Source organism: Bradyrhizobium sp. HKCCYLRH1034 (assembly GCF_051168375.1).
Classification (GTDB): Bacteria; Pseudomonadota; Alphaproteobacteria; order Rhizobiales; family Xanthobacteraceae; genus Bradyrhizobium.
This window is the reverse complement of record NZ_JBNPUW010000001.1, coordinates 85,644-111,435: the sequence shown is the minus strand read 5'-3', so window position 1 is coordinate 111,435 and position 25,792 is coordinate 85,644. Positions and strand designations below refer to the sequence as shown.

The window sequence follows — 25,792 nt, the reverse complement described above, 5'->3', positions numbered from 1 at the left end:
CAGGCGATTTGTGCCGCGCAGGCCAGCTTGCGGAGTGCAATGCAACCAAAGCGCGATCAGAAGGATTGGATCCGTTGCATTGCCAGACTGTTGATTGAAGACTCGCTTGACTGACGATCGCTGGAAGCATCGGCCGCAACGACGCCTCGCTCAAGAAGGCACACCGGCCCCTCAAGGAGACGAGCAATGACAGTACGTGCGATCCTCGACACCAAGGGCCATCAGGTCGAGAGCGTCGAGTCCCAGACCACACTCGCCGAAGCCGCCAAGCGGCTCGCCGACCGCAAGATCGGCGCGGTGCTGGTGATGTCGGGTTCCCGGATGGAGGGCATCCTCTCGGAGCGCGACATCGTCCGCGCGCTCGGCGAGCGCGGCGCCGCCGCGCTGACCGAGCCGGTGTCGAACGTGATGACGCGGCGGGTGGTGAGCTGCAAGCCCGCGGATACCGTCGCCTCGATCATGGAAATGATGACCAACGGCAAGTTCCGCCATCTGCCGGTGATCGAGGGCGGCGTCGTGGCCGGCCTGATCTCGATCGGCGACGTCGTGAAGTGGCGCGTCCAGGAATACGAGGCCGAGCAGGAAGCACTGCGCCAGTACATCAAGACGGCGTAGTCGCTCCGCCGCCGGTCGGCGTCACCGCGCCGATCGCTTCCTGGATGGAATCCAGCGCACGTTCGGCCGCCCTCGTGCCGAACGCGATGAGGTCGGCCGCGCGATGAAAGTCGAACCAGCCGATCTGGCCGACACGCGGCGAGATCAGAAGGTCCGGCGGATCGCCCGCGAGGCGCGCGCGGGTGATGCGGTCCTGCATGATGTTGAAGGCGTCGACCATCACCGACGAGATGCCCGGCCGGCCGCCCTCGCCGAAGAACTGCCGCTTCACCGCGCGCTCCGGCGAGAACAGCCTGCGGAAGCGCCGCTTCGGCGGCGCGCTCTCCATCACTGTCTCCGGCACCTCGACCGGCTGGCCATGCGAGTAGATCGTCGTCGAATGCGTGAACACGTCGCTCGACAGGTTGGCGGCGATCACGATCTCGGCGCCGAGCGCGCGCGCCGCCGACACCGGCACCGGATTGACCATGGCGCCGTCGACCAGCCAGCGGTCGCCGATCAGGACCGGCGCGAAGATGCCGGGCAGGGCGTAGGAGGCGCGCATCGCGTCGACGAGGCTGCCATGGGTCAGCCAGATCTCGTGCCCGGTGCGGATCTCCGTCGCCACCGTCGCCACCTTCATCGGCAGCTCCTCGATGGTGACGCGGCCGAGCGAGGCTTCGAGTTGGGCGGCGAGCTTCTCGCCGCCGATCAGGCCGGAGCCGTTGAGGCGGATGTCGAGATAGCCGAGGATGTTGCGCATCTGCAGGCTGCGCGCCCATTCCTCCAGCGTATCGAGCTGGCCGGCCGCATAGGCGCCGCCGACCACGGCGCCGATCGAGGTGCCGACCACGACATCGGGCACGATTCCGTGCGCCATCAGGGTCCGGATCACGCCGATATGGGCAAAACCGCGCGCCGCGCCGCCGCCAAGCGCAAGGCCGATGACCGGCTTGCGGATCGTGCCGAGACCGACATCGGAACCTTCGGTTCCGTTCGCACGGCGTCCTTTCAGAATGTCCAGCACCGAGATCTCCACGCCTACGCAAACTGTGTGCAACGAGTCGGCAACGGACTCATGACGCATGACAGCCTAGCACCAGCCTACCAGAAGCATCCTTTATGCCGGGTCGACGGGAGCGCCGGATGCCGCTGATTTGAACTCTCCGCCGGAGAATGCGACCAAGTCGCGCGCTGCTTACGGGGTTCCTCCGCGACAGTTGAGTAGAGGCTTGAATTTGCCGCGTTTTTGTTCAAAAGCAAGACGATGACGACAGGTCGCGGGTTCACCAGATTCCGGCGCAGCGGGCGGCTATGGCTTGTGCTCGCCTTGTCGTGGCCGCTGACCGGGCTCGTGACGCCGCCGGCCGCGGCGCAACTGTTCAGCGACCGGCCACCGCCGATTCCGCCGGCTTCGGTGCCCGATCCCGGGGCGGCGGTGAGCCTGGCGCCACCCTCCGGCCCCGCCGCCGGTCCCATTCCGCCACCGGCCCCGCAGGTGCTGCCGGGACCGCCCGTCGCCGCGATCCCACCCGGCGCGCCGGCTGCGATCCCGCCGGTTGCTGCTCCACCCGCCGCGGCTCCCAATCAGGGCGTGCTGTCGCTGTCGGCGCGGTTCGGAAAGGACCTGCCGAACATCAATGGCGGTCTGGTCTGGCGCGTGTTCGCCGACCGGCCGGACGAATCCGGCGCCTTCAAGATGCTGCGCGAGGATCGCGGCCCGACGCCGAACATCGTGCTGCCGCCCGGCACCTATGTCGTGCATGTCGCGCTCGGCCTCGTCAGCGCGGTCAGGTCGGTGAACCTGAAGACGGAGACCGATCGCGAATCTTTCGTGCTGCCGGCCGGGGGCCTGCGCCTCGAGGGCAGGGTCGGCACCAGCAAGATCCCGCAGAACCAGATATCGTTTGCCATCTACAAGGGCAGCCAGTTCGACGGCCGCGAGCGGGCGCCGCTGGTGCCGAACGTCGCCGCCGGCGACATGCTGATGCTGCCGGAGGGCACCTATTACATCGTCTCCAACTATGGCGACGCCAACTCGGTGGTGCGCTCCGACATCCGCGTCCAGGCTGGCAAGCTCACCGACGTCACGGTGACGCACCGCGCCGCGGTCATCACCTTGAAGCTCGTCTCCGACAAGGGCGGCGAGGCGCTCGCCAACACCGCCTGGTCGGTCATCAACCCCGGCGGCGACGTGATCAAGGAATCGATCGGCGCCTTCCCCAAGGTCGTGCTGTCCGAAGGCGACTACCGCGCGATCGCCAAGAATGAAGGCAAGGTGTTCGAACGCTCCTTCAGCGTCGTCAACGGCGTTGACGGCGAGGTCGAGGTGCTCGCGCGCTGAGCGGCTCGCACGCGAAATGGCCCCGCAGAAGGACACCGACTCTCCCCGCTATCTATGAGAGCCAGTCTCCGGGAGAGCCGCATGCAGATATCCCACATCATCCGCCAGGCCATCGAGATCGGCGAGCGCAAGGGCTGGATCACGTTCGACGAGCTGAACGCACTTTGCCCGGGTAACACAGTCGAACCCGAGGACATCGAGCGGATCATGCGGGCGCTCAGCGACGCAGGCATCCGTCTCGAGGAGGACTGATGCAAGAACAGCGTTTTTGGCAGGAGCGCGCCTGACCACGGGTGTCGTCCCGGCGAACGCCGGACCCATACCGCGGATGCTATCGGGGGACGTCGCTGTCAGTGGTCCGCATCACCGCGGCCGGTGGCTATGGGTCCGGCTCAAGGCCGGGACGACAGCGGTGATTGTCGAAGCAGTGGTGCGCGACACGACTCGCTAAGTCGTGCACATCTGCCCGTCGGGTTACTTTGTCGCAGTTATTAGTTCTTGTGTCGTCGGGCAAATCAGGTCGATCTTTCCGCGCATCCCGCCTCGAGATGAGGGGCGTATCGCGGTCGTCACGAGACGCGAGGCGGGGAGCGGTGGGCGTAGTGGATTGCAGCGCGAGTCTCTCGTGCCGACGAACAATTCGCTGCGCACGGTCAAGTCGCGCGGTCCTGATATCCCGATGCTGATATCAACCTCACAGCGACGCTCGCGCGTCGTGCGGGGCATGGTGGCCAGAAAGCCCGGCGCACCAGGGAGAACGCGAAGCAGCCGTTCAGCCATCGCGCAGGGAGGGCCGGGTTTCCGGCTGACCTGTGGTACCTGCCGCCTGCATTTTTTTCGCAGGCGGGCCACGGGCCTCAGTCGAGGTCCGGCTCTCCCTGCGCCCTCACATCATCATCGAGGGTGGAGAACGATGCATCAACCCGGGCGGATTCCGCCGCGGGATCGCGAGGTCGCATCATGTGCAGGGCAAGACGAGAGCGACACTACAGCGGGCGAGCAACATCATCGGACGATCGCCGTCGACCTCACGACCGGTGTCACAGTCGCTAATGCGCGATAACCATGGAACCACTTAAAACTGTCACAATCGCTGCGCGCAACGCGCGAAGCCAATGCATTTACAGCTCGTTAAAGCCGTGTCTGCTTCAGATACCGTCGGGACCGACAGGGTGGCGATTGAGTGGGAATGATGCGTGCCGCGACGACCAAGGCGTTGACGACGATCAGCAGCGATCTTTTTGACGACATTCCGGTGCTCAGGCGCAAATGGCAGGCGGCATTGAAGCCGGGCCAGCGCCTGCCGCGCTACGAGGACGTCATGCTGGGCAGCCTCGGCCGTCTCGCCGATCATATCGCGGTGCTCAACAACGAGGACGGTGGCCTCCAGATTTCGCGCAGCGGCCGCTACGTCCAGCAATGGCTGCAGGACGAGCGCTGGGACGTCGCGGTCGAAGCCGTGTCGCCGGATTGCGCCACCGTGCTGGTGGAGGCGGCCAATTGCGCGCTCGTTAGCGGCCAGCCCTATCTCGCTCATGCGCATTGCGTCCGCGACGGCATGGTCCGCAGTTATGACGTGCTGGCGCTGCCGACCAACTCGCGGTGGGGCAGTACGCTGGTCGGGACCTACGTCAACGAGCGCGACGCGCAATATAATCTGCTCGATGCGATCTTCTCGACGACGGACGACGGCGTGGTCTCGCTCGCGACCATCCGCGACAGCGTCGGCATGCCCTGCGATTTCCAGGTGGTTCATCACAATCGCGCGGCGGCCGACCTGCTCAGGCTGCCGTCGGCGACGCTGCAATGGCATCGGCTGAAGCAGGGCGGCAACATGCTGTGCACGCCCGAGGTGATGGCGCGGCTGTTCGACGTCGTCACGCACGGGCGGAGCGACCAGTTCGAGCTCGACAGCGAGGCGCGCAGTCTCAGGCTCGGCGCCCACGCCTTTGGCGACATCATTTCATTGACCATTGCCGACGTGACCGCGCTGAAGCGGCGCGAGGCCTCGTTCCGGCTGCTGTTCGACGCCAACCCGGTGCCGATGTGCATCCTCGATGCGAAGACCGCGCAGATCCTCAATGTCAACGATGCGATGGTCGGGCACTATGGCTACGGCCGGGCGGATCTGCTGTGCATGAATGTCTGGGATCTCTGGCCGCCGGGCGAATGGGAAAGCCTCGATGACGCGCTGCTGCGGCTGGCCGACGGTGATCTGTTTCACCGCGACTGGCGCCATCGCAAGGCCGATGGCAGCGAGATCGAGGTGCTGACCTACGGCCGCGAGATCACCTTCGATGGCCGCGACGGCGTGCTGGTCGCGATCGTCGACATCACCGAGCGTCGTCGCGCCGAGGCGCGCATCGCCTACATGGCGCACCACGACGGGCTGACCGGCCTGCCGAACCGCGAATTCTTCCAGCAGCGCCTCGCGCAGGAGCTCGACGGCGCCGGGGCGGCCGACCGCCGCATCGTGGTGATGTGCATCGACCTCGATCTGTTCAAGACCGTCAACGACTCCTTCGGTCATCCGATGGGCGACCGGCTGCTGCAGGCGGTCGCGGGCCGCCTGACACAGCAGATGCATGGCGGCAAGCTGGCGGCGCGGCTGGGCGGCGACGAGTTCGCGGTGATCATCAGTCAGAGCTGCGGCGCCAGCGACGCCAGTGAGTGTGCCGCCCGCCTGATCGCGGCGCTCAGCGCGCCCTATGACATCGACGGCAACGAGCTCGTGATCGGTGCCTCCATCGGCATCGCGCTGTCGCCGGGCGACGGCGCGAGCTGCGAGGAGCTGATGAAGAACGCCGACATGGCGCTGTACCGCGCCAAGCAGGACGGCGGCCGCGTGCATCGGTTCTTCGAAAAGGAGATGGACCGCCAGGCGCAGAAGCGCCGCGACATGGAGCACGATCTGCGCCGTGCCTTCGCCCAGGGCGAGTTCGAACTGCACTACCAGCCGTTGGTCGACGTCGCGACCGGCGCGATCTCCGCATTCGAATGCCTGCTGCGCTGGCGTCATCCCGACAAGGGCATGATCTCGCCCGCCGATTTCATTCCCGTGGCCGAGGACATCGGCCTGATCGTGCCGCTCGGCGAGTGGGTGCTGCGCGAGGCCTGTCACGAGGCGGCGCGATGGCCCGACGGCATCAAGGTCGCGGTGAATCTCTCTGCGGTGCAGTTCCGCAGCCGCAACCTCGTGCAGGTCGTGGTCCAGGCGCTGGCGCAGTCGGCGCTGGCGCCGGAGCGGCTCGAGCTGGAGATCACCGAGTCTATCCTGCTGGCCGAGACCGAGGCCAATCTGGCGACGCTGCATCAGCTTCGCCAGCTCGGCATCCGCATCTCGATGGACGATTTCGGCACCGGCTATTCCAGCCTCAGCTATCTGCGCAGCTTCCCGTTCGACAAGATCAAGATCGACCGCTCCTTCGTGAAGGACCTCGCGCAGCGCTCCGACTGCCTCGCCATCGTCCGCGCCATCTCCGGCCTCGGCAAGAGCCTCAACATCATCACCACCGCCGAGGGTGTCGAGACATCGGATCAGCTCGAGTGGCTGCGCGCCGAGGGCTGCAATCAGGTCCAGGGCTTTCTGTTCAGCGCGGCCAAGCCGGCCTCGGAGATCGCGGGCCTGCTGGCGCAGTTCGGCACGAGATCATCGAAGGCGGCGTGAGGATTAGAGGGAAGCGTACGGAATGTTGCACGCGGCTTCGGAGTGCCAATTAGTTGGGGGCTGAGGCGTCTCCGCACGTCATTGCGCGGCGCGGCGAAGCAATCCAGACGGCCTCCGCGGAGGAATCCTGGATTGTTTGCGCTCGCAAGGTTGGGCGGATGGAGCGTGGCGCGGCAATGAGCCGAGCGATCGCCGGGCGTCTGGTCCTCAAGGTCGCGCCGGTCCCGCGCGTGCCTTCGTCAGAACCGCGTCACGATGTCCGCGAGCGCCGGACGCGGCCGGTCCTCGCTCGGCTTGGCCGGCTTGCCGATGTGAATGAGCCCGGCGAGCTTCTCCTCCGGCTTGAGGCCGAGACCGTCCATCACGTCGCGGTCGAACATGAACCAGCCAGACAGCCAGCAGCCGCCATAGCCGAGTGCGGTGGCCGCGGTCAGGATGTTCATCGCGCTCGCGCCGGCGGAGAGCTCCTGCTCATAGGCCGGCACCTTGGGATGCGGCCGGGTGAAGCTGACGAGGCCGATCACCAGCGGCGCCTCCATGAGGCGATTCTTCTCGACCTCCAGCTCGGCGGCGCTCGCCTGCGGGTTCTTCCTGGCGAACACGGCCGCGATGACCTCGCCGGCGCGGCGGCGGCCGTCGCCCTCGAACACGATGAAGCGCCATGGCGCAAGCTTGCCGTGGTCTGGCACGCGGGCGCCGATGGTCAGAATGGTGTCGAGCTCGGCGGGCGAGGGGCCGGGGCCGCTCATCTCGCGCGGCTTCACGGAGCGGCGGGTCTTCAGCAGTTCAATCGCGTCGGTCACGTCGGTGGGTCTCGTTCGTTGCACGCGCGACAGATAGCATGGGCCTCCGCCTGCAACGAGACCACGGCACGGCGTTTTGATCGGTTCTACTGCACCCGGTGCTGCAGCCTTTGCGGGTTTCGGCGAAGACTTCGCGCGGGACGACGCGGATCAGGGCATATCCGATGCGGCCATCTGTCCTAAGCACGATATTCCCAGCGAATTGTCGAACCTTGGGCGGGCCGGTAAAAACATAGTGCTAAGAGATCCGCCGGGAGTTGCCTCGAGTGCAAGATCTGACGTGCCGATGACCGCACTGATTCCGTCACCTGACGCCGTCGCGCGGCTGCGCGGGACGGCTGGTTTCGCACGGGCGATGCGCGCGTCGACGGCATCGGCGATCAGGCTGTATCGGGGCGATCGCATCCTCAATGCGCTGCTGAGCGACCGGGCGCGGGCGCTGTTTCCGCACGTCGCGCTGTATCTGCATTTTGCCGAGCAGCGCGACGGCGAGCTCGGTCTCACCGTCGGCGCCATGAAGGAGATGTGTGCCAGGCTCGACCTGTGCAGCGGCGGCCGCTGCGAGGCCATGCTGGCGCTGATGCGGGCGACCGGGCTGGTGGCGTCGGCCTCGAATCTGGACCGCCGGCGGCGGCCGCTGGTCCCGACCGACAAGCTGATCGCGCTGCATCGCGAGCGCTGGGGCGTACAGTTCGACGCCATGAGCGCGGTGCTGCCGGCCGCCGTGGGTTACCGGGCTGCGTTGAACGATCCGGCCTTCGTGAAGAGCTTCGTGCTCGAGCTCGGCCGTCGCTTCATCGCCGGCGTCCGGATCCTCGACGGAGCGCCGGAGCTTGAGCCGTTTGCCGAACGGACCGCGGGCATGGTGATCCTGTTCAGCCTGGCCCAAGGCGCCGGGCCGGACCAGCCATTCCCGCCCGACGGCCCCGTGCCGTTCTCAATCAACGGTCTGGCGACCCGCTTTTCGGTGTCGCGCAAGCACGTGCTGACGCTGCTGCGAGACGCAGAGGAGAAGCGCCTGCTCATCCGCAGCACCGACGCCATCACCATTCTGCCGCTGGGGCGCGAGGCGATCGAGCGGATGCTCGCGACGATGTTTCTCTACATGGCCGAATGCGCCGACGTGGCGCTGCAGGCCGCGGGTCGAGACAGAGGTTCGGCGGATGCTGTCGCCAGTCTATCGGCGTAGCCGCGTAGCCCGGATGAGCGCGCGCCGGAGCCCGTCAGGGCGACGGCGGGAGCGACATCCGGGATCTCACGCGCTGTCGCGGCGACACCGCATGTCGCTGCGCTCGTGCGGGCTACGCGCTACGACGTCACGCCGCCTCGCGCTGACGGCGCCGCACGTCCGGCGGCGTCGCCTCGTCCACCAGGGCGGCGATGGCCTCCGCGGTCGGCATCACGGTCTGGCCGTCGCGGCCGAGCCGGCGGACGGAGACTGAATGCGTCTCGGCCTCCTTCTTGCCGACGACGAGCAGGGCCGGGATCTTCTGCAGCGAGTGCTCGCGGACCTTGTAGTTGATCTTCTCGTTGCGCAGGTCGATCTCGCATCTGAGCCCGGCGCGGCGCAGCGCAGCCAGCACCTGCTTGGCGTATTCGTCGCCTTCCGAGGTGATGGTGGTGACGACGACCTGGGTCGGCGCCAGCCACAGCGGGAAGCTGCCGGCATAGTGCTCGATCAGGATGCCGATGAAGCGCTCCATCGAGCCGCAGATCGCGCGATGGACCATCACCGGCGCCTTCTTGGCGCCGTCGGCGTCGATGTAGAACGCACCGAACCGCTCCGGCAGGTTGAAGTCGACCTGCGTGGTGCCGCACTGCCAGTCGCGGCCGATGGCATCGCGCAGCACATATTCGAACTTCGGCCCGTAGAACGCGCCTTCGCCCGGATTGATCTCGGTGCGGATGTGGTTGCTCTGCGCCTTGATCTCGTTCAGCACGGTCGCCATCACGCGCTCGGCGTGATCCCACATCTCGTCGGTGCCGACGCGCTTCTCCGGGCGGGTCGAGAGCTTCACCGTCAGTTCACCCTCGAAGCCGAAATCCGAGTAGGTCGACAGAATCAGGTCGTTGATCTTCAGGCACTCGTCGGCGAGCTGGTCCTCGGTGCAGAACACATGCGCGTCGTCCTGGGTGAAGCCGCGCACGCGCATCAGGCCGTGCATCGCGCCGGAGGCCTCGTAGCGGTGCACGACGCCGAATTCGGCGAGCCGCAGCGGCAGGTCGCGGTAACTCTTCAGGCCATGCTTGAAGATCTGCACGTGACCCGGGCAGTTCATCGGCTTCAGCGCGAACCAGCGCTTGTCCTCGGCCTCGTCGCCGGCGGACTGCGCCGCGAACATGTTCTCGCGATACCAGTTCCAGTGGCCGGAGGTCTCCCACAGCGACTTGTCGAGGATCTGCGGCGCGTTCACCTCGTCATAGTCGCCGGCGAGGCGCCGGCGCATATAGGCGATCAGCGCCTGGAAGATGCTCCAGCCTTTCGGATGCCAGAACACGACGCCTGGGCCTTCCTCCTGGAAGTGGAACAGGTCGAGCTCGCGGCCGAGCTTGCGGTGGTCGCGCTTTTCGGCCTCCTCGATCTGCTTGAGGTAGGCGTCGAGCTGCTCCTGCTTGGCGAACGCCGTGCCGTAGATGCGGGTCAGCATCGGATTGTTGGAGTCACCGCGCCAATACGCGCCCGCCACCTTCATCAGCTTGAAGGCGTTGCCGATCTTGCCGGTCGAGGTCATGTGCGGACCGCGGCAGAGGTCGAACCAGTCGCCCTGGTAGTAGATCTTGATCGGCTCCTCGCCGGGAATAGCGTCGACCAGCTCGACCTTGAAGGCCTCGCCCTTGTCGCGGAACACCTGCTTGGTCTTCTCGCGGTCCCAAACCTCCTTGGTGAAGGGTTTGTCGCGGCCGATGATCTCGCGCATCTTCTTCTCGATCGCGGCGAAGTCTTCGGGCGTGAACGGCTCGTTGCGGAAGAAGTCGTAGTAGAAGCCGTTCTCGATGACAGGGCCGATGGTGACCTGGGTGCCCGGCCACAGCGCCTGCACGGCCTCGGCCAGCACATGCGCGCAGTCGTGCCGGATCAATTCCAGCGCGCGCGGATCGTCGCGGTCGACGAGCTCGAGCCTGGCATCCTCATTGATCGGATCGTTGAGGTCGACGAGATCGCCGTTCAGCGCCATGGCGACGGTGCGTTTGGCGAGCGAGGGCGAGATGCCCTTGGCGATGTCGAAGCCGGTGGTGCCCCGGGGATATTCACGCCGGGCGCCGTCGGGGAAGCTGATGGTGATCTTCTCGACCGGGGCGGCGGGCTTCAGGTTGCTGAGGCTGTATTGGAAATTGGACTTTTGCTGGTCGGACTTGGAATCAGGCGATTTCGGATCGGACATGGGTCACTCCTTGAGCTCACTCCTGCGAACGAGCGCAGGTAAGCGGGAGCAAGGGGTATAGCAGGGGATTTTCAGGCTGCAACCGGGAGACGGACGGGAAAACCGCCCAATCGCGGCTGGTGCGGCGATGCGGAGATTGCCGCCGCGGGCCGGTATGATACAACTTCAAGTGTTCGGGGCGTGGGGACGCGTTTGGCGATGGAGTCTGCAGGAGAGGCGCCGCTGTCTGTGTATCGGCGCGGCGGCATTCATGTTGGGGCCGCGCTGATCGTGTTCGTGTTGTCGAGCCTGTCGTCGTTCGCGGCCGTTCCGGCGATGCCAAAGCCGGCGACCCAGCCAAAGCCCGCGGCACATGCGAGGCCGGGTGCCCCGGCCAGGCCTGCAACGGAGTCCAGGCCGGCCGCGCGCCGCGCCGCGTCGCCGCGGGTCGCCGACGGCTCGACGCCGATTGCGTTCGCTCTCGTCAAGGGCTCCTCGGACGCCTGTGGACATGGCTGTGACAGCTGGATCGCCGCCGAAGGCAAGATCGACGGCGGCGCCGCGGCGCGCTTTCGCAAGTTCATGAAGCAGATCGGGGAGCGCAGACTGCCGATCTACTTCAATTCTCCAGGCGGCAATCTGCAGCAGGCGCTCGCCATCGGCGACATGCTGCGCGAGCGCAAGGCCGCCGTGCGGGTGGGACGCACCACCTTGCGCGAGTGCGGCTTCGAGCCTCAGGAGGGCGAAGCTTGTACCAAGCTGAAGCTGTCCGGGCGCGAGCTGCATGGCGAGGTCTGGACGCGGGGGGCGATGTGCAATTCGGCCTGTCCCTACATGCTGCTCGGCGCGCCCACGCGTGAGATCGCAGCGGATGCGACGCTCGCGGTGCATTCGCCGCGCGTCATCCTGAACTTCACCGGCGGCGTGCCGACCCGCGAGATGCGGGCGCAGGCGATGCAGCAGGCGATGGCGCGGGCCGACAAGATGGTGCTCGACTACATCACCAAGCTCGGCGCGGATCCCGCTCTGCTCACGGTGGCGCGGTCCGTCCCGTTCGAGAGCATGCGCATCCTGACGCGGGAGGAGATCGCGCGGTTTGCGCTCGACAGGCGGCAGCGGGTGGAAAGCCCCTGGATGTTCGAGACCGCCAGCCGTGGGATTGCCTACAAGACCATTCTCGCACGCAAGGACGGTGAGAGCACGTTCCAGACCACGCGCTTGCAGATGGTCTGCTTCGATCAGGACCGCTTCGAGCTCGACGTCGAGCGCATCGCGCCGGCCGGCTCGCCGCCGGGTCCGCTGGCGATGGCGAGCGGAGATATGCGGCTCAATTTCCTCTCGCCGCCGCGGCGGTCGGGCGATCGCGAGACCTGGGGCGTGTTCCTGAATGCAAGCCAGGTGAAAACGCTGTCCTTGATGCCGTCGGCCGAGCTGAGCGATTCCCTGTTGAATGTCGCGCGTCGCAATGTCTCGACATTTCCGGTGAGCAGCGAAGGCCTGCAATCTGCTCTGAAGATGCTGACCGAGAGCTGCCCGCCGTCCAAGGCCATCGCCCGTCCGACGAGTACGCCGGTTCCGTGGACGCAGATTCCCTCGCCGCAGGCCTCGGCGGCGCAGTCCGCCCCCGCGCCCTGACGAGAAGGGCGGCCAGGACGAAGGAGGGAGGACGAGAGAAAGTCATGGGCGGCATGAGACATTTTCATGCAAATGCATGAAATTCTCTGCTATTGAGGCGCGATGACATCCACTTTCGCTTCCGGGCGCTTTGCGCCGACCGCGCTCATGCTCGGCAATCTCGTCACCGGCTGCTCGGTGCTCGCGCCCGCCGGCCTGCTGTCCGAGCTCGCCGCGGATCTCGCTGTCGGCGTTCAGACGGCGGGACTCCTGATCACCTTCGGCGCGGTGGTGCTCTGCATCTGCTCGCCCTTGACCGCCTGGCTGACGAGCCGCTTCGATCGCCGCCGTCTGCTCGCAGCGACGCTCATGGTCCTCACGCTCGGCAATCTCGCCTCGGCGTTTGCGCCCGATTATGCGAGCCTGCTGGTGCTGCGGCTCGTGATGCTCGCGGTCGGCGCGCTCTATACACCGCAGGCCGCCGGGACGGCGGCGCTGATCAGCCCGATCGAGAGACGCGGCAGCACCATCGCCTATGTCTTCCTGGGCTGGTCGCTGGCGGCCGCCGTGGGGCTGCCCATGATCACCTTCATCGGCAGTCATTCCGGTTGGCGGGCTGCCTATCTCGCCGTCGGTGCGGCCGGCGCGGTCAGCTTTGTTCTGCTGACATGGCGCCTGCCATCCGGCCTGAAGGGCGCGCCGGTTGCGTTGAAGACCTGGACCGAGCTCGGCCGTAACCGTCTGGTGGTTCTGCTGCTCCTGGTCACGACCCTGCAGATGTCGGGGCAGTTCGTGATCTTCACCTTCATGGGACCGCTGTTGAAGCGCCTGACTGGCGCGGACTCCAACCAGATCGGGCTGGTGTTCGCGATCTACGGCGCCTGCGGCTTTCTCGGCGTCGTCATCGCAACCCGGATCGTCGATGGCTGGGGGGCCTACCGGACATCGCTCTTGTTCACCTGCCTGATGTTCGCCGGTGTGTCGGCCTGGACGCTGGCGGCGGGCACCTACGGCCTCATGGCGGTGGCGGTCGCCATCTGGGGGTTGGGGTTTGCGTCCACCAATTCGATGCAGCAGGTTCGGCTGGTGGCAGCCGCGCCGCCGCTTGCCTCGGCCTCGGTGTCGCTCAACACCTCCGTGCTCTATATCGGCCAGGCCATCGGCTCCGCGATCGGCGGCAGCCTGTTTGCACGCGACCTGCTCGGAGCCACCGGCTACGTCGCACTGATGTTCCTAACTCTGGCGTTGCTGGCAATTCTGGCCAGCCGCCAGCGCGCGCGGACCGCGGTTCCGGCCTGAGCAGCGGGTTGGCGCTTGGCAAAGCCGGCCCGACCGGATTAAAGGCCGATGTCGTGGGGGGCTGCTGGGGCGTGGATTCTGCCACGGCCGGCGAGTAGCATCGACGGACGTCCTCGCGTGCCCACGGGTCGGATGAGAGAGATATGGCATGAAGAAGATGATGTTGAGCCTGGCCGCAGTGCTGCTGTGCACCCCTGCGCTGGCCCAGAGCGCGCCGATGGTCGGTGACCGTCCGCTGGTGCAGGTCAAGCCGAAGGGGACGAAGACCGCCGCCGCCGCGCCGGCCAAGCCGCAATCGGCGGCCGCCAAGCTCCAGGCCTGCCTGGAGATCGACGACGGAACCAAGGAGCGCCTGAACTGCTACGACGCCGTCATTCCGCCGGCAGCCAAGCCGAAGGCGATGAAGGCCAAGGTGGTCGGCGACTGCAAGTTCACCAAGGAAGAGGATGAGCGGCTCGCCTGCTTCAACGGCTTCGTCGAGAAGCTTCCGAAGTCCTGAGGCATTGCGGCGGCCTCTGTCTCAGCGGCTCGACACGCGGTTCGACATGTCCTGGGCTCCGGCCGCGATCCGGATCGGCGGCTGGGCGGCCGCCATCTTGACCAGCACATCCTTGATCGGGTTGCGGGTCCATGCCTGCGTGACGTAGTCGCGATGGGTGATGCCCTCGTCGGTCTCGACGAAGACGACGCTGCCCGGGCGCAGCGGCCGGTCCATGTCCTCGGAGACTTCGATGCCGCGATTGCGCAGCATCGCCATCAGTTCCTGATCATGCCGCGCAGTGTAGCGCGTGTAGGAGCTGATGAAAAAGCCGGAGCGGTTGCGCTCGACCCAGTTGGCGAACTTGTCGAGCTGGCCGTAGACCGCATCGAGCAACACGACGCCGCGCACGCGGTCGCCGATGCCGCCGACCTCGAGGCTCCAGGCCGTGGGAAGGAAGCCACCGCTGTAGCCGACGATCACGATGGGCATGCCGGCGAACGTCTTCGCGGCGGCCGGATTGCCGGTCAGGCGGGCGAGGCTGGCCGCAGCCTCGTCCATGAAGCGCTTGAAGCCGCCGGGCTGCCAGAACTTGCCGGCGCTCGAATCGGCGGCGTCGACGGCCATCTGCGGCGCGAGCAGCACCGCGTTGACGCCGGCCGCGGTGATCTGCTGCGGCACCAACTGGCGGTCGCGCACGTCGCGCTCCAGCGTGGCGCCGTTGCCGTGGAAGAACACGACGATCACGCCCGGCTTGCGCACATCGAATTGTTCGGGGACGTGCACCAGCACACGGCTGTCGTTGTAGGTCTGGTCCTGCCAGTAGACGCGGCCGGACAAGCTGCGGTGGCCGCGGCGCTCACCGTTGCTGACGTTCAGGAATGGCGCGTCGGATGCCGGATTGTTACCGAAATAGGGAAAGGCCGACGACTGCATGCTGACGAGGGTCGTCAGATCCTCACGCTGCCGCCGTTCTGACCGTTGCGGCTCCAGCGATGCGATCTGTGAGGGCGCCGGCTTCGGAGCGAAGTCGGAGGGCGTGTGAAGCCGGAAGCTCTCCTGCGCGGACGGGAAGCGGTCGCTGAATTCAGGTGCCGGAAAACGATCGTCGAAGGTCAGCCCCTGGGCCGTCGATGCGTTGGCGGCCAACGCCTCGGGATTGGGCGCCTTGCCGCAATGCGTGAAGGAAAGGCAGATTGCCAGCGCCGATGCCGCGCGCCACCAGAGGCACGAGCCCCTGCGCACAGACGTCACCACTTTCTCGTCTTCCCCGATCATCCGTCCCCAAAGACGCGTTCGAGCCGCAACACGGCTCTTCAACCAGCGGATTTCGTTCAACCTGCGCCGCCGAAATTGAGGTCGCGTTAAGGATCGTGTCCGGTCGACCCCGGGCGTACCGGGACACACCACGCGAACGTGTCGCGATTGTGGGACGGCCGGCGGCCCGATGCAATGCCGCAGCCCAGCCCAGCCGAAATCGGTTCAAAAATACCCTTGAGGAAGGTCATATTTAACGCCCGTTAACGATGTTTGAATGCTTCGGCGGGAACCTGGGCTGAGGCAGAGGAAGGGGCGCCGGGCGTCCCTCGACGAGATGGCTGCATCCGAGGCGGACGATCCCGGCCGGGGCCGGACAGACGGCGACCGGGTTCCATCCGTGTCCTTGCCGGTCGCGACCGCGATCGTCATCGCCGACATGATCGGAGTCGGCGTCTTCACCAGCCTCGGCTTCCAGGTCCGGGACATCCCGTCCGGCTTCTCCATTCTGGCGCTGTGGGCGGTCGGGGGACTGGTGTCGATCTGCGGGGCGCTGTCCTATGCCGAACTCGGCACGATGTTTCCGCGCTCGAGCGGCGAATACAATTTCCTCACACGGGCGTTCCATCCGGCGATCGGCTTCATGGCCGGGTGGGTCTCGGCGACGGTGGGCTTCGCGGCGCCGGTGGCGCTCGCGGCCATGGCGTTCGGCGAATATGGTCGGGCCGTCATCACCAGTGCTCCGCCGATGCTGCTCGCCACGGGTGCAGTCTGGCTCGTGACAGCGGTGCAGCTCGGCGGCATCAGGCAGTCGAGCCGCTTCCAGCTGTTGTCGACCATGCTGAAGCTCGCGCTCATCACCGCCTTTCTCATCGCAGGCTACACCATTGCCGCCCCGCAGTCGGTCACTTTCCTGCCGACCGCGGCCGATATCGGCCACGTGACGAGTGCGGCGTTCGCAACCGGACTGGTGTTCGTGATGTACGCGTTTTCCGGCTGGAACGCGGCGACCTACATCATCGGCGAGCTGCATGCGCCGGAGCGGACCTTGCCGCGCGCGCTGCTGTTGGGCACCGTGATCGTTCTGGTGCTCTACATTGCGCTCAACGCTGTTTTCCTGCGGGCTGCACCGATGGACGCGCTCGCAGGCCAGCTCCAGGTCGCGAGCATCGCGGGCAGTCATATCTTCGGCGAGACCGGCGGGCGCTTCGTGGCCGCGATGATCTGCGTCGGACTGGTTCCTTCCATTGCCGCGATGATGTGGATCGGCCCGCGCGTGCTGATGACGATGGGCGAGGACATTCCGGCGCTGTCGGTGTTTGCGCGGCGCTCGCGTAATGGGGCGCCGGCCTATGCCGTGCTGTTCCAGCTCACGGTCGCCACCCTGATGCTGTTCACGGAAAGCTTCGAGGCGGTGCTGGACGTCGTCCAGTTCTCGCTGTTGTCCTGCTCGTTTCTCGCTGTGCTCGGACTGATCAAGCTGCGCATCGCGCAGCCCGAACTCACGCGACCCTACCGCGCTTGGGGCTATCCGGTCACGCCGTTGATCTTCCTCAGCGTGACCTTCTTCATGATGTACTATCTCATCACGACGCGGCCCTTGCAGGCAGGGCTCGGCGCAGGCGCAATGGCGTCGGGATTGGTGATCTATTGGTTCGCTCACGCGCGATCGCGCCGTATCGCCGCAACGCTCGCATCGGGTTCGGATTGAAATGCTGTTGGTCTCGAGAGTCTGGTTCGCCGTCGCATGTCTGATCCTTGCCATGAGCTTCGAGGCTCGGGCTCAGACCACCACGCCGGACGATACGGCGCGGGTGCTGGCGGGCATGCCGCCAGCAGCGGGCTCGCCGCTCCTGCCCTTCGTGCAGGATCCGGCGTGGCGGCGGCACGCGGCGTTCTTCGACAACGCCTTCAATCAGCTCGAGCAGCGACAATTGTCGAAGATCAGGGCCTGGGCGGATGCCAATCTGGCCGCGCCGCGGCCGTCGATGTTCTATTTCTTCTCGGGGCCGGATTTTCTCTATGCCGATGCCTTTCATCCGAAGGCAACGACCTATGTCCTGGCGGCACTCGAGCTGACGGGCCCGATCCCGGACCTGACCAGATTGCCCCGAGGCAGCATCGGCCCGGCGCTGTCCTATGTCGAACGCTCGTTGCAATCGGTCCTGAGCTTCTCCTTCTTCATCACCAAGGACATGAAGGTCGACTTGCGCGAAGGCGAGCTCGAAGGGACCTTGCCGATCCTCTACGTCTTCCTGGCGCGCACCGGCAAGACGATCCGCGAGGCCAGTCTGATCTGGTTGGACGAGAACGGCGGATTGCACGGCAACGACGAGGCGCCGACGCGCAATGCGACCAAGGGCGCGCGCATCCTGTTTGCCGGCGCCGACGGGGTCGCCAAGACGCTCTACTACTTCTCCAGCGATCTCTCCGATTCCGGCGTGAAGGCGAGCGGGTTGCTCAAGTTCTGCGAGCCGCTGGGGCCGGGCGACAGTCTCCTGAAGAGCGCGTCCTATCTGTTGCATGAGAACGGCTTCGGGCGGGTCCGTAGCTGGCTGCTGAAGAACAGCGCCACCATCATCCAGGACGATTCCGGCATCCCGCTCGCAAGCTACGAAGCGCGGGCTTGGCGTTTCCTGCCGTTCGGACGCTACGCCGGGCCGATCGACAAGTTTCCGGACATGTATCAGAGGAGCTATGCGAAGCTGTTCGAGCGCGCGCAGCCGCTGGAGTTCGGGATCGGCTATCGCTGGCGCACGCGTGAATCGAATGTCCTGCTCGCGGTGAGATCGCCTCCGGCCGACGCGACAGTCTCGGCCGAAGCGAGCGTCCTTCCAGAGACGGATTACCAGCCGCCGCCGCGCGCCCGGCGCGTGCCGCGGGCGCCGGAGCCGGTTCCTCTCTATCCGCCGCCGCGGCGCGACGATTTCATCTTCTGGCCGAGATGGTAGGGGCGAATCTCACCAGTGCACGCTCTGGCTGGGCACGATGTAGGACGTCGTCGGCGGGGGCAGGGCGGTGCTGTCCGTGAGATAGCGCCAGGCACCGACAATGACGATCAACAAAGCGATGATGCAGAGCAGGTCCACCTGGCGTGCGTCATGATGGCCGGCATGATCGGGACCGACACTCTTGCGCGCTCGGTGGCTTCTGGGGCTGATTGTCCAGCGCATCGTTGTTTCCTCCCGAAGGAAGCGTCACATCAATGCCAGTCCAAGCGGCGCGGTTCCTGCTGACAGCGCCGTCGCATTGCAGAAGCATAGTCCTGGCGTGAGATTTCGCCAGCGCCATCTGCGAGGTCGATCGATCGATTCGGTGCTTGTTGCGCTGCACCTCAGTTCGGCCCGTTGACGCCGCGCCATCGCGCATAGCGCCAAGGCAGGTACCAGCGGGCGCGCGCAGGAGCCGTCGTTGGGACGTTGTCGATGCCGGAGGTGCCAAAGGGCTGGCAGCGCAGCAGCCGGGCGAGCGTCATCCAGCCGCCTGCCCAGAGCCCGAAGCGCTCGATGGCTTCATCAGCATAGACCGAGCACGTCGGCAGGTGCCGGCAATTGTAGCCGACCAGCGGCGACAATGTGTGGCGATAAAGCCAGATCAGCGCGTGAGCCGCGCGGCGCGGGAGTCGCCCCAGCAGCGACCCGATGTGCGCAGAATGGCAGCCGATGTCGGAGCATGAGTGCTTCATGAGCGAAATGCCAGATGGATGTGCGAGCTTCTGACCGGTTCCTCGGCAGGGAACCCTGCTCTCGTTCATTTGTGGTGATGTGATGCAACAATGGCCAGTTTTCAGCGGCGCCGCAGCACGCCGCAGCTGGACGGTCGGTGATTGCCCGGATACGTTTCCCGACAAGGATGTGACAGACTAATAACGGATTTGAGGCCAGCTTGTCAGGTCTTTCCGCAAGAAAACCGAGGAACTGCGTACCGAGCTATACGAGGGGGACGGATTGCGCGTGAGATTGCTGCGGTCGCATGAATTGCGCTGGATGCTACTCGGTGTGGCAGCGCTTGGTTTGGTGGTCGGTGGGGCGATCACCGTTATGTCCAACACGGCGCGCGCCGGCGGCGCGCTCGAAGAGCGCAAACTCCCGATGCGGTTCGGTTGGGTCGCCTGCGAGCCGAATTGCGGCTGGGTCAGCGCGGTCGGGATCGTTACCGGCGACACGCCGAAGGATTTCGAGGATTTCGCGAGGGATCGGGACCTGACGGGCGCCACCCTGGTGCTCGACTCCAGCGGTGGTTCGGTCAACGACGCCATAACCCTGGGTCGCCGGTTCCGTGGGCTGAAGATGCGCACCACGGTCGGCATGACCCAGCGTCCGAGCCGCGCGGGTGACCGGCCGCGCGTGGTGCCCGAGGCCTATTGCGAGTCGATGTGCGTGTTCCTGCTGCTGGCTGGAACCACGCGTTATGTTCCGGACACCGCCCATGTCCGCGTTCACCAGATCTGGATGGGAGACCGAGCGGACGACGCCAAGGCGGCGAGCTATACGGCGCAGGACCTGATGATCGTCGAGCGCGACATCGGGCGTCTCGCCAAATACACCTTCGACATGGGCGGAGCGGGCGATCTGCTGTCGCTGGCGCTGAACGTGCCGCCCTGGGAGGACCTGCATGAGCTGTCGCGCGCCGAGCTGCGCCTCACCAATATCGTGACCACGGATCTGGTCGCCGAGGTGCTGCCGCCAAAGGGGGCGGTGCCCGTCGCCGAGCTCGCGCCGAAGCCGCAGGCCAGGGACAAGCAGCAGGACCGCTTCCCGGCCGCGCTCGACAAGCAACTCTCCCGCACCGCCGAAGCGCTTCCGGCGGCGACGGTGGCGGCGACGCCGCCGCAATAGGCAGCGACGTCGCTGGCGAACCGGCGCCAGCGTCCGAAAGGGGCGACCGGTGCCGTCACCCTCGTGCGAGCTGGCTATGTGATTTCGACGTGCGGGGGAATGATGCCGCCTCAGCCCTGGGCCGCGGCCGGCTGCTCGCCGTTGGCTTTGGCCTCGATCTGGCCGATCGCGTCCACCACGGCATCGAACGTCAGCATCGTGGAGGCGTGGCGGGCCTTGTAGTCGCGCACCGGCTCGAGCAGGGCGATGTCGGCCCATTTGCCTTCCGGCGGCGCACCGTTCTCCTTCAGCATCCTTCTCACCGTCTCCCGCAGCTCGCGCAGCTCCGCGGCGCTGGAACCGATGACGTGGCGGGCCATGATCGAGGAGGAGGCCTGGCCGAGGGCGCAGGCCTTCACGTCGTGGGCGAAGTCGGTCACCACGGGCCCGTCCATCTTGAGGTCGACCTTGACGGTCGAGCCGCACAGCTTGGAATGGGCGGTGGCGGTGGCGTCCGGGTGGTCCAGCCGTCCGAGCCGCGGAATGTTGCCGGCCAGCTCGATGATGCGCTTGTTGTAGATGTCGTTCAGCATGTGCCTGACGTCCCGGAATTACCGGCGTGGCGGCCTTGGCGGCCGGGTTTCATCGCCCTATATTGCGAGTATATGGAAACGATTGGCAGGAATTCCAGCCACATCCACAGGCGTCCGGCGCGAGAGGCGCCAGCCTGCGTGTGGCACCTCTGCAGGTGACGCCCTCAAGGTGATGCTGTGCCGGTGACACTCCGGTCGGACCGCCGACCGGTCGAACGGAGTTGAGATGGACACTTTGATCAAGACGTTGCGCGCGAACAAGCCCGAGGGCAAGCCGTTAGACGCCAAGCTGACTGACCCCCGCGCTGCAGAGCTCGATCCTGCCGATTTTCTCGCCGCCGCCGTGCGGCCGGATCGGCCACGGCCGTCGCGCGCGGAAGCCGAGGCCGCGGTTTACACGCTCCTGAATTACATCGGCGAGGATCCGACCCGCGAGGGGCTGGTCGACACGCCGCGCCGGGTCGTCGAGGCCTATGATGAATTGTACCAGGGCTATCACCAGTGCCCGGCCGAGGTGCTCGACCGCACCTTCGGCGAGACCGCCGGCTATGACGACTTCGTGCTGATTCGCGACATCGAGTTCACGTCGCAATGCGAGCATCACATGATGCCCTTCTACGGCCGCGCGCATATCGCCTATACGCCGGTCGAGCGGGTGGTCGGCCTGTCCAAGCTGGCGCGCCTGACCGACATCTTCGCCCGCCGCCTGCAGACCCAGGAGCATCTCACCGCCCAGATCGCGGCTGCGATCGACGAGGTGCTGAAGCCGCGCGGAGTCGCCGTCATGATCGAGGCCGAGCACACCTGCATGTCGGTGCGGGGCGTCGCCAAGCACGGCGCCATCACCTTCACCAGCCGCTTCACCGGCATGTTCAGGGACAATCCGGCCGAGCAGTCGCGCTTCCTGTCCATGGTGCGGTCGCCGCAACGGTAAGCCTGCCAACCCGTTGAGCAGAGAGTTTCGTGTCTTCATCCTCAGTTGAGCGCGAGGAGGGCTTGGCCTTCCTGCCCAAGTTCGACGCGGCCGGCCTCGTCACCTGTGTGACGACCGATGCCGTGAGCGGCGACGTGCTGATGGTCGCCCACATGAACGAGGAGGCCCTGCGCAAGACGGTGGCGACCGGCGAAGCCTGGTATTTCAGCCGCTCGCGCAATGCGTTGTGGCGCAAGGGGGAGAGCTCGGGCCAGACCCAGCGCGTGGTCGAGATGCGCACCGATTGCGACCAGGACGCGGTCTGGCTGCGCGTCGAGCAGGCCGGCGCGGCGTGCCACACCGGCCGCCATTCCTGCTTCTATCGCAAGGTCGAGCGATCGGATGACGGCAGCGGCGCGCGGCTCGTCTTCGTCGATGCCGACCGGCTGTTCGATCCGGCCGAGGTCTATCGCAAGTAGGCCAGCGACCTGCCTCCGGGCCTGTCCGGTCGTTCATTGGCCCGGCCGGGCCCGGCGAATTAACTCGCCATTAACCATACCCGCCGCATTTTGCCGGACGTTTCCGGCGCGTTCGTCTGCCAGCGAATCTGCAAACAGCGGGTCTTCCCATGTCGGTCGACGCATCCAACTCCTCGTCCACCGGTTTCCTCGATGGCGTCCGGGCGAAGGTCGCCGGCGCGATCAAGCAGGCCGCTGACAGCGTCGGCACCAGCTTCGAATATCTGCTGTCGACCGCCAAGATGGAGTCCGACTTCAATCCGACCGCCGGCGCCTCGACGTCATCAGCGCGCGGGCTCTACCAGTTCATCGACCAGACCTGGCTCGGCACGGTGAAGGAAGCCGGCGCCGATCTCGGCTATGGCCAATATGCCGACGCAATCACCCGGACACCGTCGGGCGACTACACCGTCAGCGATCCCGCCATGCGGCAGGCGATCATGAAGCTGCGCGACGACCCGCAGGCGTCGTCCGCGATGGCGGCTGCGCTCACGCAATCGAACAGCTTCCAGCTCGCCGGCAAGATCGGCCGCCGGCCGACCGATGCCGAGCTCTACATGGCGCACTTCATGGGTGTCGGCGGCGCCGCGAAGCTGATCACCAGCACCCAGGAGACGCCGAATGCGTCGGCCGCGCGGATGTTTCCCAGCGCCGCCGCGGCCAACCGGCCGATCTTCTACGATCGCGACGGACAAGCCCGCAGCGTGTCCCAGGTCTATGCGGTCCTGAACACGCGCTATGCAGGCGCCGCCAATTCGTCGGCCACCCGGGGCGCGCTTGCACTCTATGGTGGGACGAATGTCGCGGCCAATGCGGCCGGCGGCGGCGCGCTGCCGACCACCGACACCGCAACCTTCCTGTCGATGTTTCCGGATGCGCGCGGCTCATCCCGGTCCGGCTCCTCGACGACGGCCGATGCGTCGGCGGTCAACCGGCCGGCAGATCCGATGTTTCGTTCGCTATTCCAGGTTGACGGCCAGTCGAGCCAGGCGGTCTCGCCGACCGTGCGCGAGCTATGGGGCCATTCATCGGTTGCCAGCGCGACCCCGTCGGAGAGCGGCAGTATCGATGCCAGCGGCAATGGTCAGCGCAGGCTCGACCTGTTCAGCGATCCGCACGGCACCTTCTCGGGCTGATGCACCGGCGAAGGCGGTCGCGCTCGTCGCTGAACCATTGATCAAAAAGAACTATTTTGAAGTCCCGCCGCGGCTCGCGCCGCTGGCGGCGGTCGCATTTCCCCCGTCGGATTACGGCCAAATGCGGCGTTGAGTGGTAACATAGTATGTAAACAACCTGCCGCCTTAACAAAACATCAACAAAACCAGCCACTTATGGTGAACGCTTTGTTAAGCGTCGTGGTTTATTTTCGGTGCTGTTGAGGCCCTCGTGGCCTTTGTCTGCAAGTTGCGTAAGCCGGAAAGACCATGATCGTTCGGCAGTTTCTCAGTTGGGTCAGAACCGCACCCGCCGGTGAGCGGGCAGAGGCCACCAGGGCGCTCGCGCGGGCGTGGCTGTTGTCGGATCTTTGCGATGAGGATCGCGGCGCCGCGGAGGGCGCGCTCCTCATGCTGCTGGACGATCCGTCGCCGCTGGTGCGGCAGGCGATGGCGGAGGTGTTCGCCCGCTCGGAGGAGGCGCCGGCCGCCATCGTCCAGGCGCTCGCCACGGACCAGGCTTCCGTGGCCGCCATCATCCTCGAACATTCGCCGCTCTTGATCGATGCCGACCTCGTCGACATCGTCGCGACCGGCAACTCCGACACGCAATGCGCGATCGCGCGCCGCGTCGGCCTGCCGGCGCCGGTGTGCGCCGCGATCGCCGAGGTCGGCAGCGCCGCCGCCGCGCTCGAGCTGATCGAGAATGCCTATGCCGAGCTCGCGCCGTTCTCCTGGGACCGCATCGTCGAGCGCCACGGCCATCTCGCCGCCATCCGCGAAGCGATGCTGGTGCTGGACGACCTGCCGGCCGCGACGCGGGCGGCGCTGGTCGACAAGCTCTCCGAGACACTGGCGCAGTTCGTCGTCGCCAGGAACTGGCTCAGTGCCGACAAAGCAGGGCGCATCACCAATGAGGCGCGCGACCGCTCGACCATCACCATCGCGGCGCGCTCGCGCGGCGAGGAGCTGCGCGGGCTGGTCCAGCATCTGCGCGCAACCTCGCAACTCACCGCGGGCCTGATCCTGCGCGCGCTTCTCTCCGGCAACGTCGAATTGTTCGAGATCGCGCTATCGGAGCTCGCCGACATGCCGCGGGCGCGGGTGTCGGCGCTGCTCAATGATCGCGGTCGCGCCAGCCTGCAGGGGCTGCTGCGCAAGGCCGGCATTCCCGACACCACCTTCGACGCGTTCAGCATCGCGCTCGAGGTCTGCCGCGAGAACGGATTTGCCGACACCTTGAGCGGAGCAGCGATCCTGCGCCGCAAGATGGTGGAGCGCGTGCTGACCCATTGCGCCACCGACCGTGATGCCGCCGAGCCGTTGCTGATCCTGCTGCGGCGCTTCGCCACCGAATCCGCACGCGACGAGGCCCGCGAGTTCTGCGACGAGGTGATGGCGGAGGATTTCGTCGCCGGGCTGGAGTTCGGACTGATCGCGGCCTAGCGCAGCTCGCCTGTTCGTCCGCGGATTCCTCAGCAGATCAAGGCCGACATCTCTCCGCCCGTCATTCCAGGGCGCGCGAAGCGCGAGCCCGGAATCCATAACCACAGGGCAACGTGCCGAGGCAAGCCGTCACCGCTCGCGCGCCTCACATTCCATTCTATGGCGATGGATTCCGGGCTCATCGCTGCGCGATGCCCCGAAATGACGCCAGGATGGATGGTGGCCAACGATCCTGCGATGGAATGCATGGATAGTGAGCGGCCTGCCGGCCTATGGCTGATCGCTCGGCACGAGGCTCGGCGCCAGGATCGCTTCGAGATGCTCAGGCCGGTTGCGGTTGACCTGGATCAGATAGTCGTCCGCCACGCGGCGCAGCCGGCGGCTCAATTCGCCTGCGACCGTCGCGCTGTCATACTTCGTATGATCATGCACGATCGCCTGGATGGCGTTGACGTGATGCTCGAACAGCTCGGCGGGGACCTTTTCGAGGTCGGGCGCGTGCTCGATGATCCGGCACAGGCTATCGGCAACCTCGGCAGCGGCGGGATAGCCGAAGGTCGCTGCGTCGCCCTTGATGTCGTGGGCGGCGCGAAACATCTCCTCGCAGGCGTCGTCGTCGAAGCCGGTCTTGAGCACTGCTGCATAGGCCTTGGTCAGACGATCGGCCTCGGTGTCCATCCACGATTTGAACTCGCCGGACAGTCCGGCCAGCGCGGCTTCCGCGCGTGCGATCGGATCGTCGAGATCCTTCTCCTCGGCGCGGCGCAGCACCTTCTTCAGCGGATTGGGCTGGGTGATGACGTGATGCGAGGCGTAGGTCTTGACCTGGACCGCCGGGGCCTTGTCTTTCGCCATCTCGATATCCCCTGATGATGCCGACCAACGCAATCGACTCATTGCCCCGATTCATAGCCGAGGACCTTGGCGCTCTGG

Annotated in this window: 23 protein-coding genes; 15 read left to right on the top strand and 8 right to left on the bottom strand. The window is 66.1% G+C overall.

The annotated features are described in order from the left end of the window. Positions 1 to 186: 186 nt before the first annotated feature. Positions 187 to 615, top strand: a complete 429-nt coding sequence (locus ACQR0W_RS00460) for a CBS domain-containing protein (protein ID WP_315714675.1) — start codon at positions 187 to 189, stop codon at positions 613 to 615. On the opposite strand, the gene ACQR0W_RS00455 is transcribed toward ACQR0W_RS00460, so the two are convergent. Continuing rightward, positions 602 to 1,621 carry a patatin-like phospholipase family protein gene (locus tag ACQR0W_RS00455; RefSeq protein WP_315714674.1) on the bottom strand — a complete coding sequence of 340 codons (1,020 nt, stop codon included), beginning with the start codon at positions 1,619 to 1,621 and terminating at the stop codon, positions 602 to 604. The two genes, ACQR0W_RS00460 and ACQR0W_RS00455, sit on opposite strands and share 14 nt — an antisense overlap. Positions 1,622 to 1,861: 240 nt before the next feature. On the opposite strand from ACQR0W_RS00455, the gene ACQR0W_RS00450 reads away from it, so the two are divergent. From ACQR0W_RS00450 to ACQR0W_RS00440, 3 genes are all read left to right on the top strand, one after another. After that, the gene (locus ACQR0W_RS00450; RefSeq protein WP_315714673.1) at positions 1,862 to 2,938 is read left to right on the top strand and encodes a hypothetical protein; all 1,077 of its coding nucleotides are present in this window, start codon (positions 1,862 to 1,864) and stop codon (positions 2,936 to 2,938) included. 81 nt (positions 2,939 to 3,019) lie between these two features. After that, complete coding sequence (locus ACQR0W_RS00445) at positions 3,020 to 3,190, top strand: RNA polymerase sigma factor region1.1 domain-containing protein (protein ID WP_316170248.1); 171 nt, start codon at positions 3,020 to 3,022, stop codon at positions 3,188 to 3,190. Between the two features lie 940 nt (positions 3,191 to 4,130). Beyond that, positions 4,131 to 6,605, top strand: coding sequence for a putative bifunctional diguanylate cyclase/phosphodiesterase (locus ACQR0W_RS00440; RefSeq protein ID WP_316170247.1), 2,475 nt, complete (start codon positions 4,131 to 4,133; stop codon positions 6,603 to 6,605). Positions 6,606 to 6,844: 239 nt separating this feature from the next. On the opposite strand, the gene ACQR0W_RS00435 is transcribed toward ACQR0W_RS00440, so the two are convergent. Beyond that, positions 6,845 to 7,408 (bottom strand): nitroreductase family protein, encoded by a 564-nt coding sequence (locus ACQR0W_RS00435; protein ID WP_316170245.1) that lies wholly within the window; start codon positions 7,406 to 7,408, stop codon positions 6,845 to 6,847. Positions 7,409 to 7,694: 286 nt separating this feature from the next. Between ACQR0W_RS00435 and ACQR0W_RS00430 the strand changes: the two genes are divergently transcribed. Then, positions 7,695 to 8,597 carry a hypothetical protein gene (locus ACQR0W_RS00430; RefSeq protein ID WP_409999218.1) on the top strand — a complete coding sequence of 301 codons (903 nt, stop codon included), beginning with the start codon at positions 7,695 to 7,697 and terminating at the stop codon, positions 8,595 to 8,597. Positions 8,598 to 8,724: 127 nt separating this feature from the next. Here the strand turns inward: ACQR0W_RS00430 and thrS are convergent, their stop codons facing one another. Beyond that, the gene (gene thrS / locus ACQR0W_RS00425) at positions 8,725 to 10,791 is read right to left on the bottom strand and encodes a threonine--tRNA ligase (protein WP_315826215.1); all 2,067 of its coding nucleotides are present in this window, start codon (positions 10,789 to 10,791) and stop codon (positions 8,725 to 8,727) included. Positions 10,792 to 11,106: 315 nt separating this feature from the next. Between thrS and ACQR0W_RS00420 the strand changes: the two genes are divergently transcribed. From ACQR0W_RS00420 to ACQR0W_RS00410, 3 genes are all read left to right on the top strand, one after another. Next, positions 11,107 to 12,405 carry a hypothetical protein gene (locus ACQR0W_RS00420; RefSeq protein ID WP_315826472.1) on the top strand — a complete coding sequence of 433 codons (1,299 nt, stop codon included), beginning with the start codon at positions 11,107 to 11,109 and terminating at the stop codon, positions 12,403 to 12,405. 102 nt (positions 12,406 to 12,507) lie between these two features. Then, entirely contained in the window at positions 12,508 to 13,683 is a 1,176-nt protein-coding gene (locus tag ACQR0W_RS00415) for an MFS transporter (protein ID WP_316170244.1), read from the top strand. 148 nt (positions 13,684 to 13,831) lie between these two features. Then, positions 13,832 to 14,182, top strand: a complete 351-nt coding sequence (locus ACQR0W_RS00410) for a hypothetical protein (RefSeq protein WP_315714667.1) — start codon at positions 13,832 to 13,834, stop codon at positions 14,180 to 14,182. Between the two features lie 21 nt (positions 14,183 to 14,203). Here the strand turns inward: ACQR0W_RS00410 and ACQR0W_RS00405 are convergent, their stop codons facing one another. Beyond that, positions 14,204 to 15,415, bottom strand: a complete 1,212-nt coding sequence (locus ACQR0W_RS00405) for an alpha/beta hydrolase (RefSeq protein WP_409998609.1) — start codon at positions 15,413 to 15,415, stop codon at positions 14,204 to 14,206. A gap of 340 nt (positions 15,416 to 15,755) precedes the next feature. Between ACQR0W_RS00405 and ACQR0W_RS00400 the strand changes: the two genes are divergently transcribed. Together ACQR0W_RS00400 and ACQR0W_RS00395 are read left to right on the top strand one after the other, a co-directional pair. Continuing rightward, positions 15,756 to 17,129: an APC family permease gene (locus tag ACQR0W_RS00400; protein WP_315749466.1), complete on the top strand. Its 1,374-nt coding sequence runs from the start codon at positions 15,756 to 15,758 to the stop codon at positions 17,127 to 17,129. Position 17,130: 1 nt separating this feature from the next. Beyond that, the gene (locus tag ACQR0W_RS00395; protein ID WP_410051209.1) at positions 17,131 to 18,369 is read left to right on the top strand and encodes a hypothetical protein; all 1,239 of its coding nucleotides are present in this window, start codon (positions 17,131 to 17,133) and stop codon (positions 18,367 to 18,369) included. A 9-nt stretch (positions 18,370 to 18,378) separates the two neighbouring features. Here the strand turns inward: ACQR0W_RS00395 and ACQR0W_RS00390 are convergent, their stop codons facing one another. Both ACQR0W_RS00390 and yidD read right to left on the bottom strand, forming a co-directional pair. Then, on the bottom strand, positions 18,379 to 18,591 hold the full coding sequence (locus ACQR0W_RS00390) for a hypothetical protein (protein WP_315714664.1): 213 nt from the start codon (positions 18,589 to 18,591) through the stop codon (positions 18,379 to 18,381). Positions 18,592 to 18,752: 161 nt separating this feature from the next. Further along, positions 18,753 to 19,103 carry a membrane protein insertion efficiency factor YidD gene (gene yidD, locus ACQR0W_RS00385; protein WP_315749469.1) on the bottom strand — a complete coding sequence of 117 codons (351 nt, stop codon included), beginning with the start codon at positions 19,101 to 19,103 and terminating at the stop codon, positions 18,753 to 18,755. Positions 19,104 to 19,365: 262 nt separating this feature from the next. On the opposite strand from yidD, the gene ACQR0W_RS00380 reads away from it, so the two are divergent. Further along, positions 19,366 to 20,256: a hypothetical protein gene (locus ACQR0W_RS00380; protein WP_315714662.1), complete on the top strand. Its 891-nt coding sequence runs from the start codon at positions 19,366 to 19,368 to the stop codon at positions 20,254 to 20,256. A gap of 110 nt (positions 20,257 to 20,366) precedes the next feature. Here the strand turns inward: ACQR0W_RS00380 and ACQR0W_RS00375 are convergent, their stop codons facing one another. After that, positions 20,367 to 20,828, bottom strand: a complete 462-nt coding sequence (locus tag ACQR0W_RS00375) for an iron-sulfur cluster assembly scaffold protein (protein ID WP_315826211.1) — start codon at positions 20,826 to 20,828, stop codon at positions 20,367 to 20,369. 226 nt (positions 20,829 to 21,054) lie between these two features. Between ACQR0W_RS00375 and folE the strand changes: the two genes are divergently transcribed. The 4 genes from folE to ACQR0W_RS00355 all read left to right on the top strand — a co-directional run bounded on the left by folE (position 21,055) and on the right by ACQR0W_RS00355 (position 24,859). After that, on the top strand, positions 21,055 to 21,762 hold the full coding sequence (folE, locus tag ACQR0W_RS00370) for a GTP cyclohydrolase I FolE (RefSeq protein ID WP_315714660.1): 708 nt from the start codon (positions 21,055 to 21,057) through the stop codon (positions 21,760 to 21,762). A gap of 29 nt (positions 21,763 to 21,791) precedes the next feature. Further along, positions 21,792 to 22,220 carry a phosphoribosyl-AMP cyclohydrolase gene (hisI, locus tag ACQR0W_RS00365; RefSeq protein ID WP_315749472.1) on the top strand — a complete coding sequence of 143 codons (429 nt, stop codon included), beginning with the start codon at positions 21,792 to 21,794 and terminating at the stop codon, positions 22,218 to 22,220. A 149-nt stretch (positions 22,221 to 22,369) separates the two neighbouring features. Then, positions 22,370 to 23,395 carry a lytic transglycosylase domain-containing protein gene (locus ACQR0W_RS00360; protein ID WP_316170242.1) on the top strand — a complete coding sequence of 342 codons (1,026 nt, stop codon included), beginning with the start codon at positions 22,370 to 22,372 and terminating at the stop codon, positions 23,393 to 23,395. Between the two features lie 288 nt (positions 23,396 to 23,683). After that, on the top strand, positions 23,684 to 24,859 hold the full coding sequence (locus ACQR0W_RS00355; RefSeq protein WP_315776675.1) for a DUF2336 domain-containing protein: 1,176 nt from the start codon (positions 23,684 to 23,686) through the stop codon (positions 24,857 to 24,859). Between the two features lie 270 nt (positions 24,860 to 25,129). Here ACQR0W_RS00355 and ACQR0W_RS00350 read toward each other — a convergent pair whose 3' ends face one another. Then, positions 25,130 to 25,714, bottom strand: coding sequence for an Hpt domain-containing protein (locus ACQR0W_RS00350; protein WP_315826209.1), 585 nt, complete (start codon positions 25,712 to 25,714; stop codon positions 25,130 to 25,132). Positions 25,715 to 25,792: the final 78 nt, after the last annotated feature.

What these genes read in the sequence shown, in the direction of transcription:
- ACQR0W_RS00410 (WP_315714667.1), top strand. Translation starts at nt 13,832, where the DNA reads ATGAAGAAGATGATGTTGAGCCTGGCCGCAGTGCTGCTGTGCACCCCT.
- ACQR0W_RS00360 (WP_316170242.1), top strand. Translation starts at nt 22,370, where the DNA reads ATGTCGGTCGACGCATCCAACTCCTCGTCCACCGGTTTCCTCGATGGC.
- ACQR0W_RS00390 (WP_315714664.1), bottom strand. Translation starts at nt 18,591, where the DNA reads ATGCGCTGGACAATCAGCCCCAGAAGCCACCGAGCGCGCAAGAGTGTC.
- ACQR0W_RS00350 (WP_315826209.1), bottom strand. Translation starts at nt 25,714, where the DNA reads ATGGCGAAAGACAAGGCCCCGGCGGTCCAGGTCAAGACCTACGCCTCG.
- yidD (WP_315749469.1), bottom strand. Translation starts at nt 19,103, where the DNA reads ATGAAGCACTCATGCTCCGACATCGGCTGCCATTCTGCGCACATCGGG.
- ACQR0W_RS00445 (WP_316170248.1), top strand. Translation starts at nt 3,020, where the DNA reads ATGCAGATATCCCACATCATCCGCCAGGCCATCGAGATCGGCGAGCGC.
- ACQR0W_RS00400 (WP_315749466.1), top strand. Translation starts at nt 15,756, where the DNA reads ATGGCTGCATCCGAGGCGGACGATCCCGGCCGGGGCCGGACAGACGGC.
- ACQR0W_RS00420 (WP_315826472.1), top strand. Translation starts at nt 11,107, where the DNA reads ATGCCAAAGCCGGCGACCCAGCCAAAGCCCGCGGCACATGCGAGGCCG.
- ACQR0W_RS00355 (WP_315776675.1), top strand. Translation starts at nt 23,684, where the DNA reads ATGATCGTTCGGCAGTTTCTCAGTTGGGTCAGAACCGCACCCGCCGGT.
- folE (WP_315714660.1), top strand. Translation starts at nt 21,055, where the DNA reads ATGGACACTTTGATCAAGACGTTGCGCGCGAACAAGCCCGAGGGCAAG.
- ACQR0W_RS00415 (WP_316170244.1), top strand. Translation starts at nt 12,508, where the DNA reads ATGACATCCACTTTCGCTTCCGGGCGCTTTGCGCCGACCGCGCTCATG.
- ACQR0W_RS00395 (WP_410051209.1), top strand. Translation starts at nt 17,131, where the DNA reads ATGCTGTTGGTCTCGAGAGTCTGGTTCGCCGTCGCATGTCTGATCCTT.
- ACQR0W_RS00460 (WP_315714675.1), top strand. Translation starts at nt 187, where the DNA reads ATGACAGTACGTGCGATCCTCGACACCAAGGGCCATCAGGTCGAGAGC.
- ACQR0W_RS00450 (WP_315714673.1), top strand. Translation starts at nt 1,862, where the DNA reads ATGACGACAGGTCGCGGGTTCACCAGATTCCGGCGCAGCGGGCGGCTA.
- ACQR0W_RS00375 (WP_315826211.1), bottom strand. Translation starts at nt 20,828, where the DNA reads ATGCTGAACGACATCTACAACAAGCGCATCATCGAGCTGGCCGGCAAC.
- thrS (WP_315826215.1), bottom strand. Translation starts at nt 10,791, where the DNA reads ATGTCCGATCCGAAATCGCCTGATTCCAAGTCCGACCAGCAAAAGTCC.
- ACQR0W_RS00440 (WP_316170247.1), top strand. Translation starts at nt 4,131, where the DNA reads ATGCGTGCCGCGACGACCAAGGCGTTGACGACGATCAGCAGCGATCTT.
- ACQR0W_RS00430 (WP_409999218.1), top strand. Translation starts at nt 7,695, where the DNA reads ATGACCGCACTGATTCCGTCACCTGACGCCGTCGCGCGGCTGCGCGGG.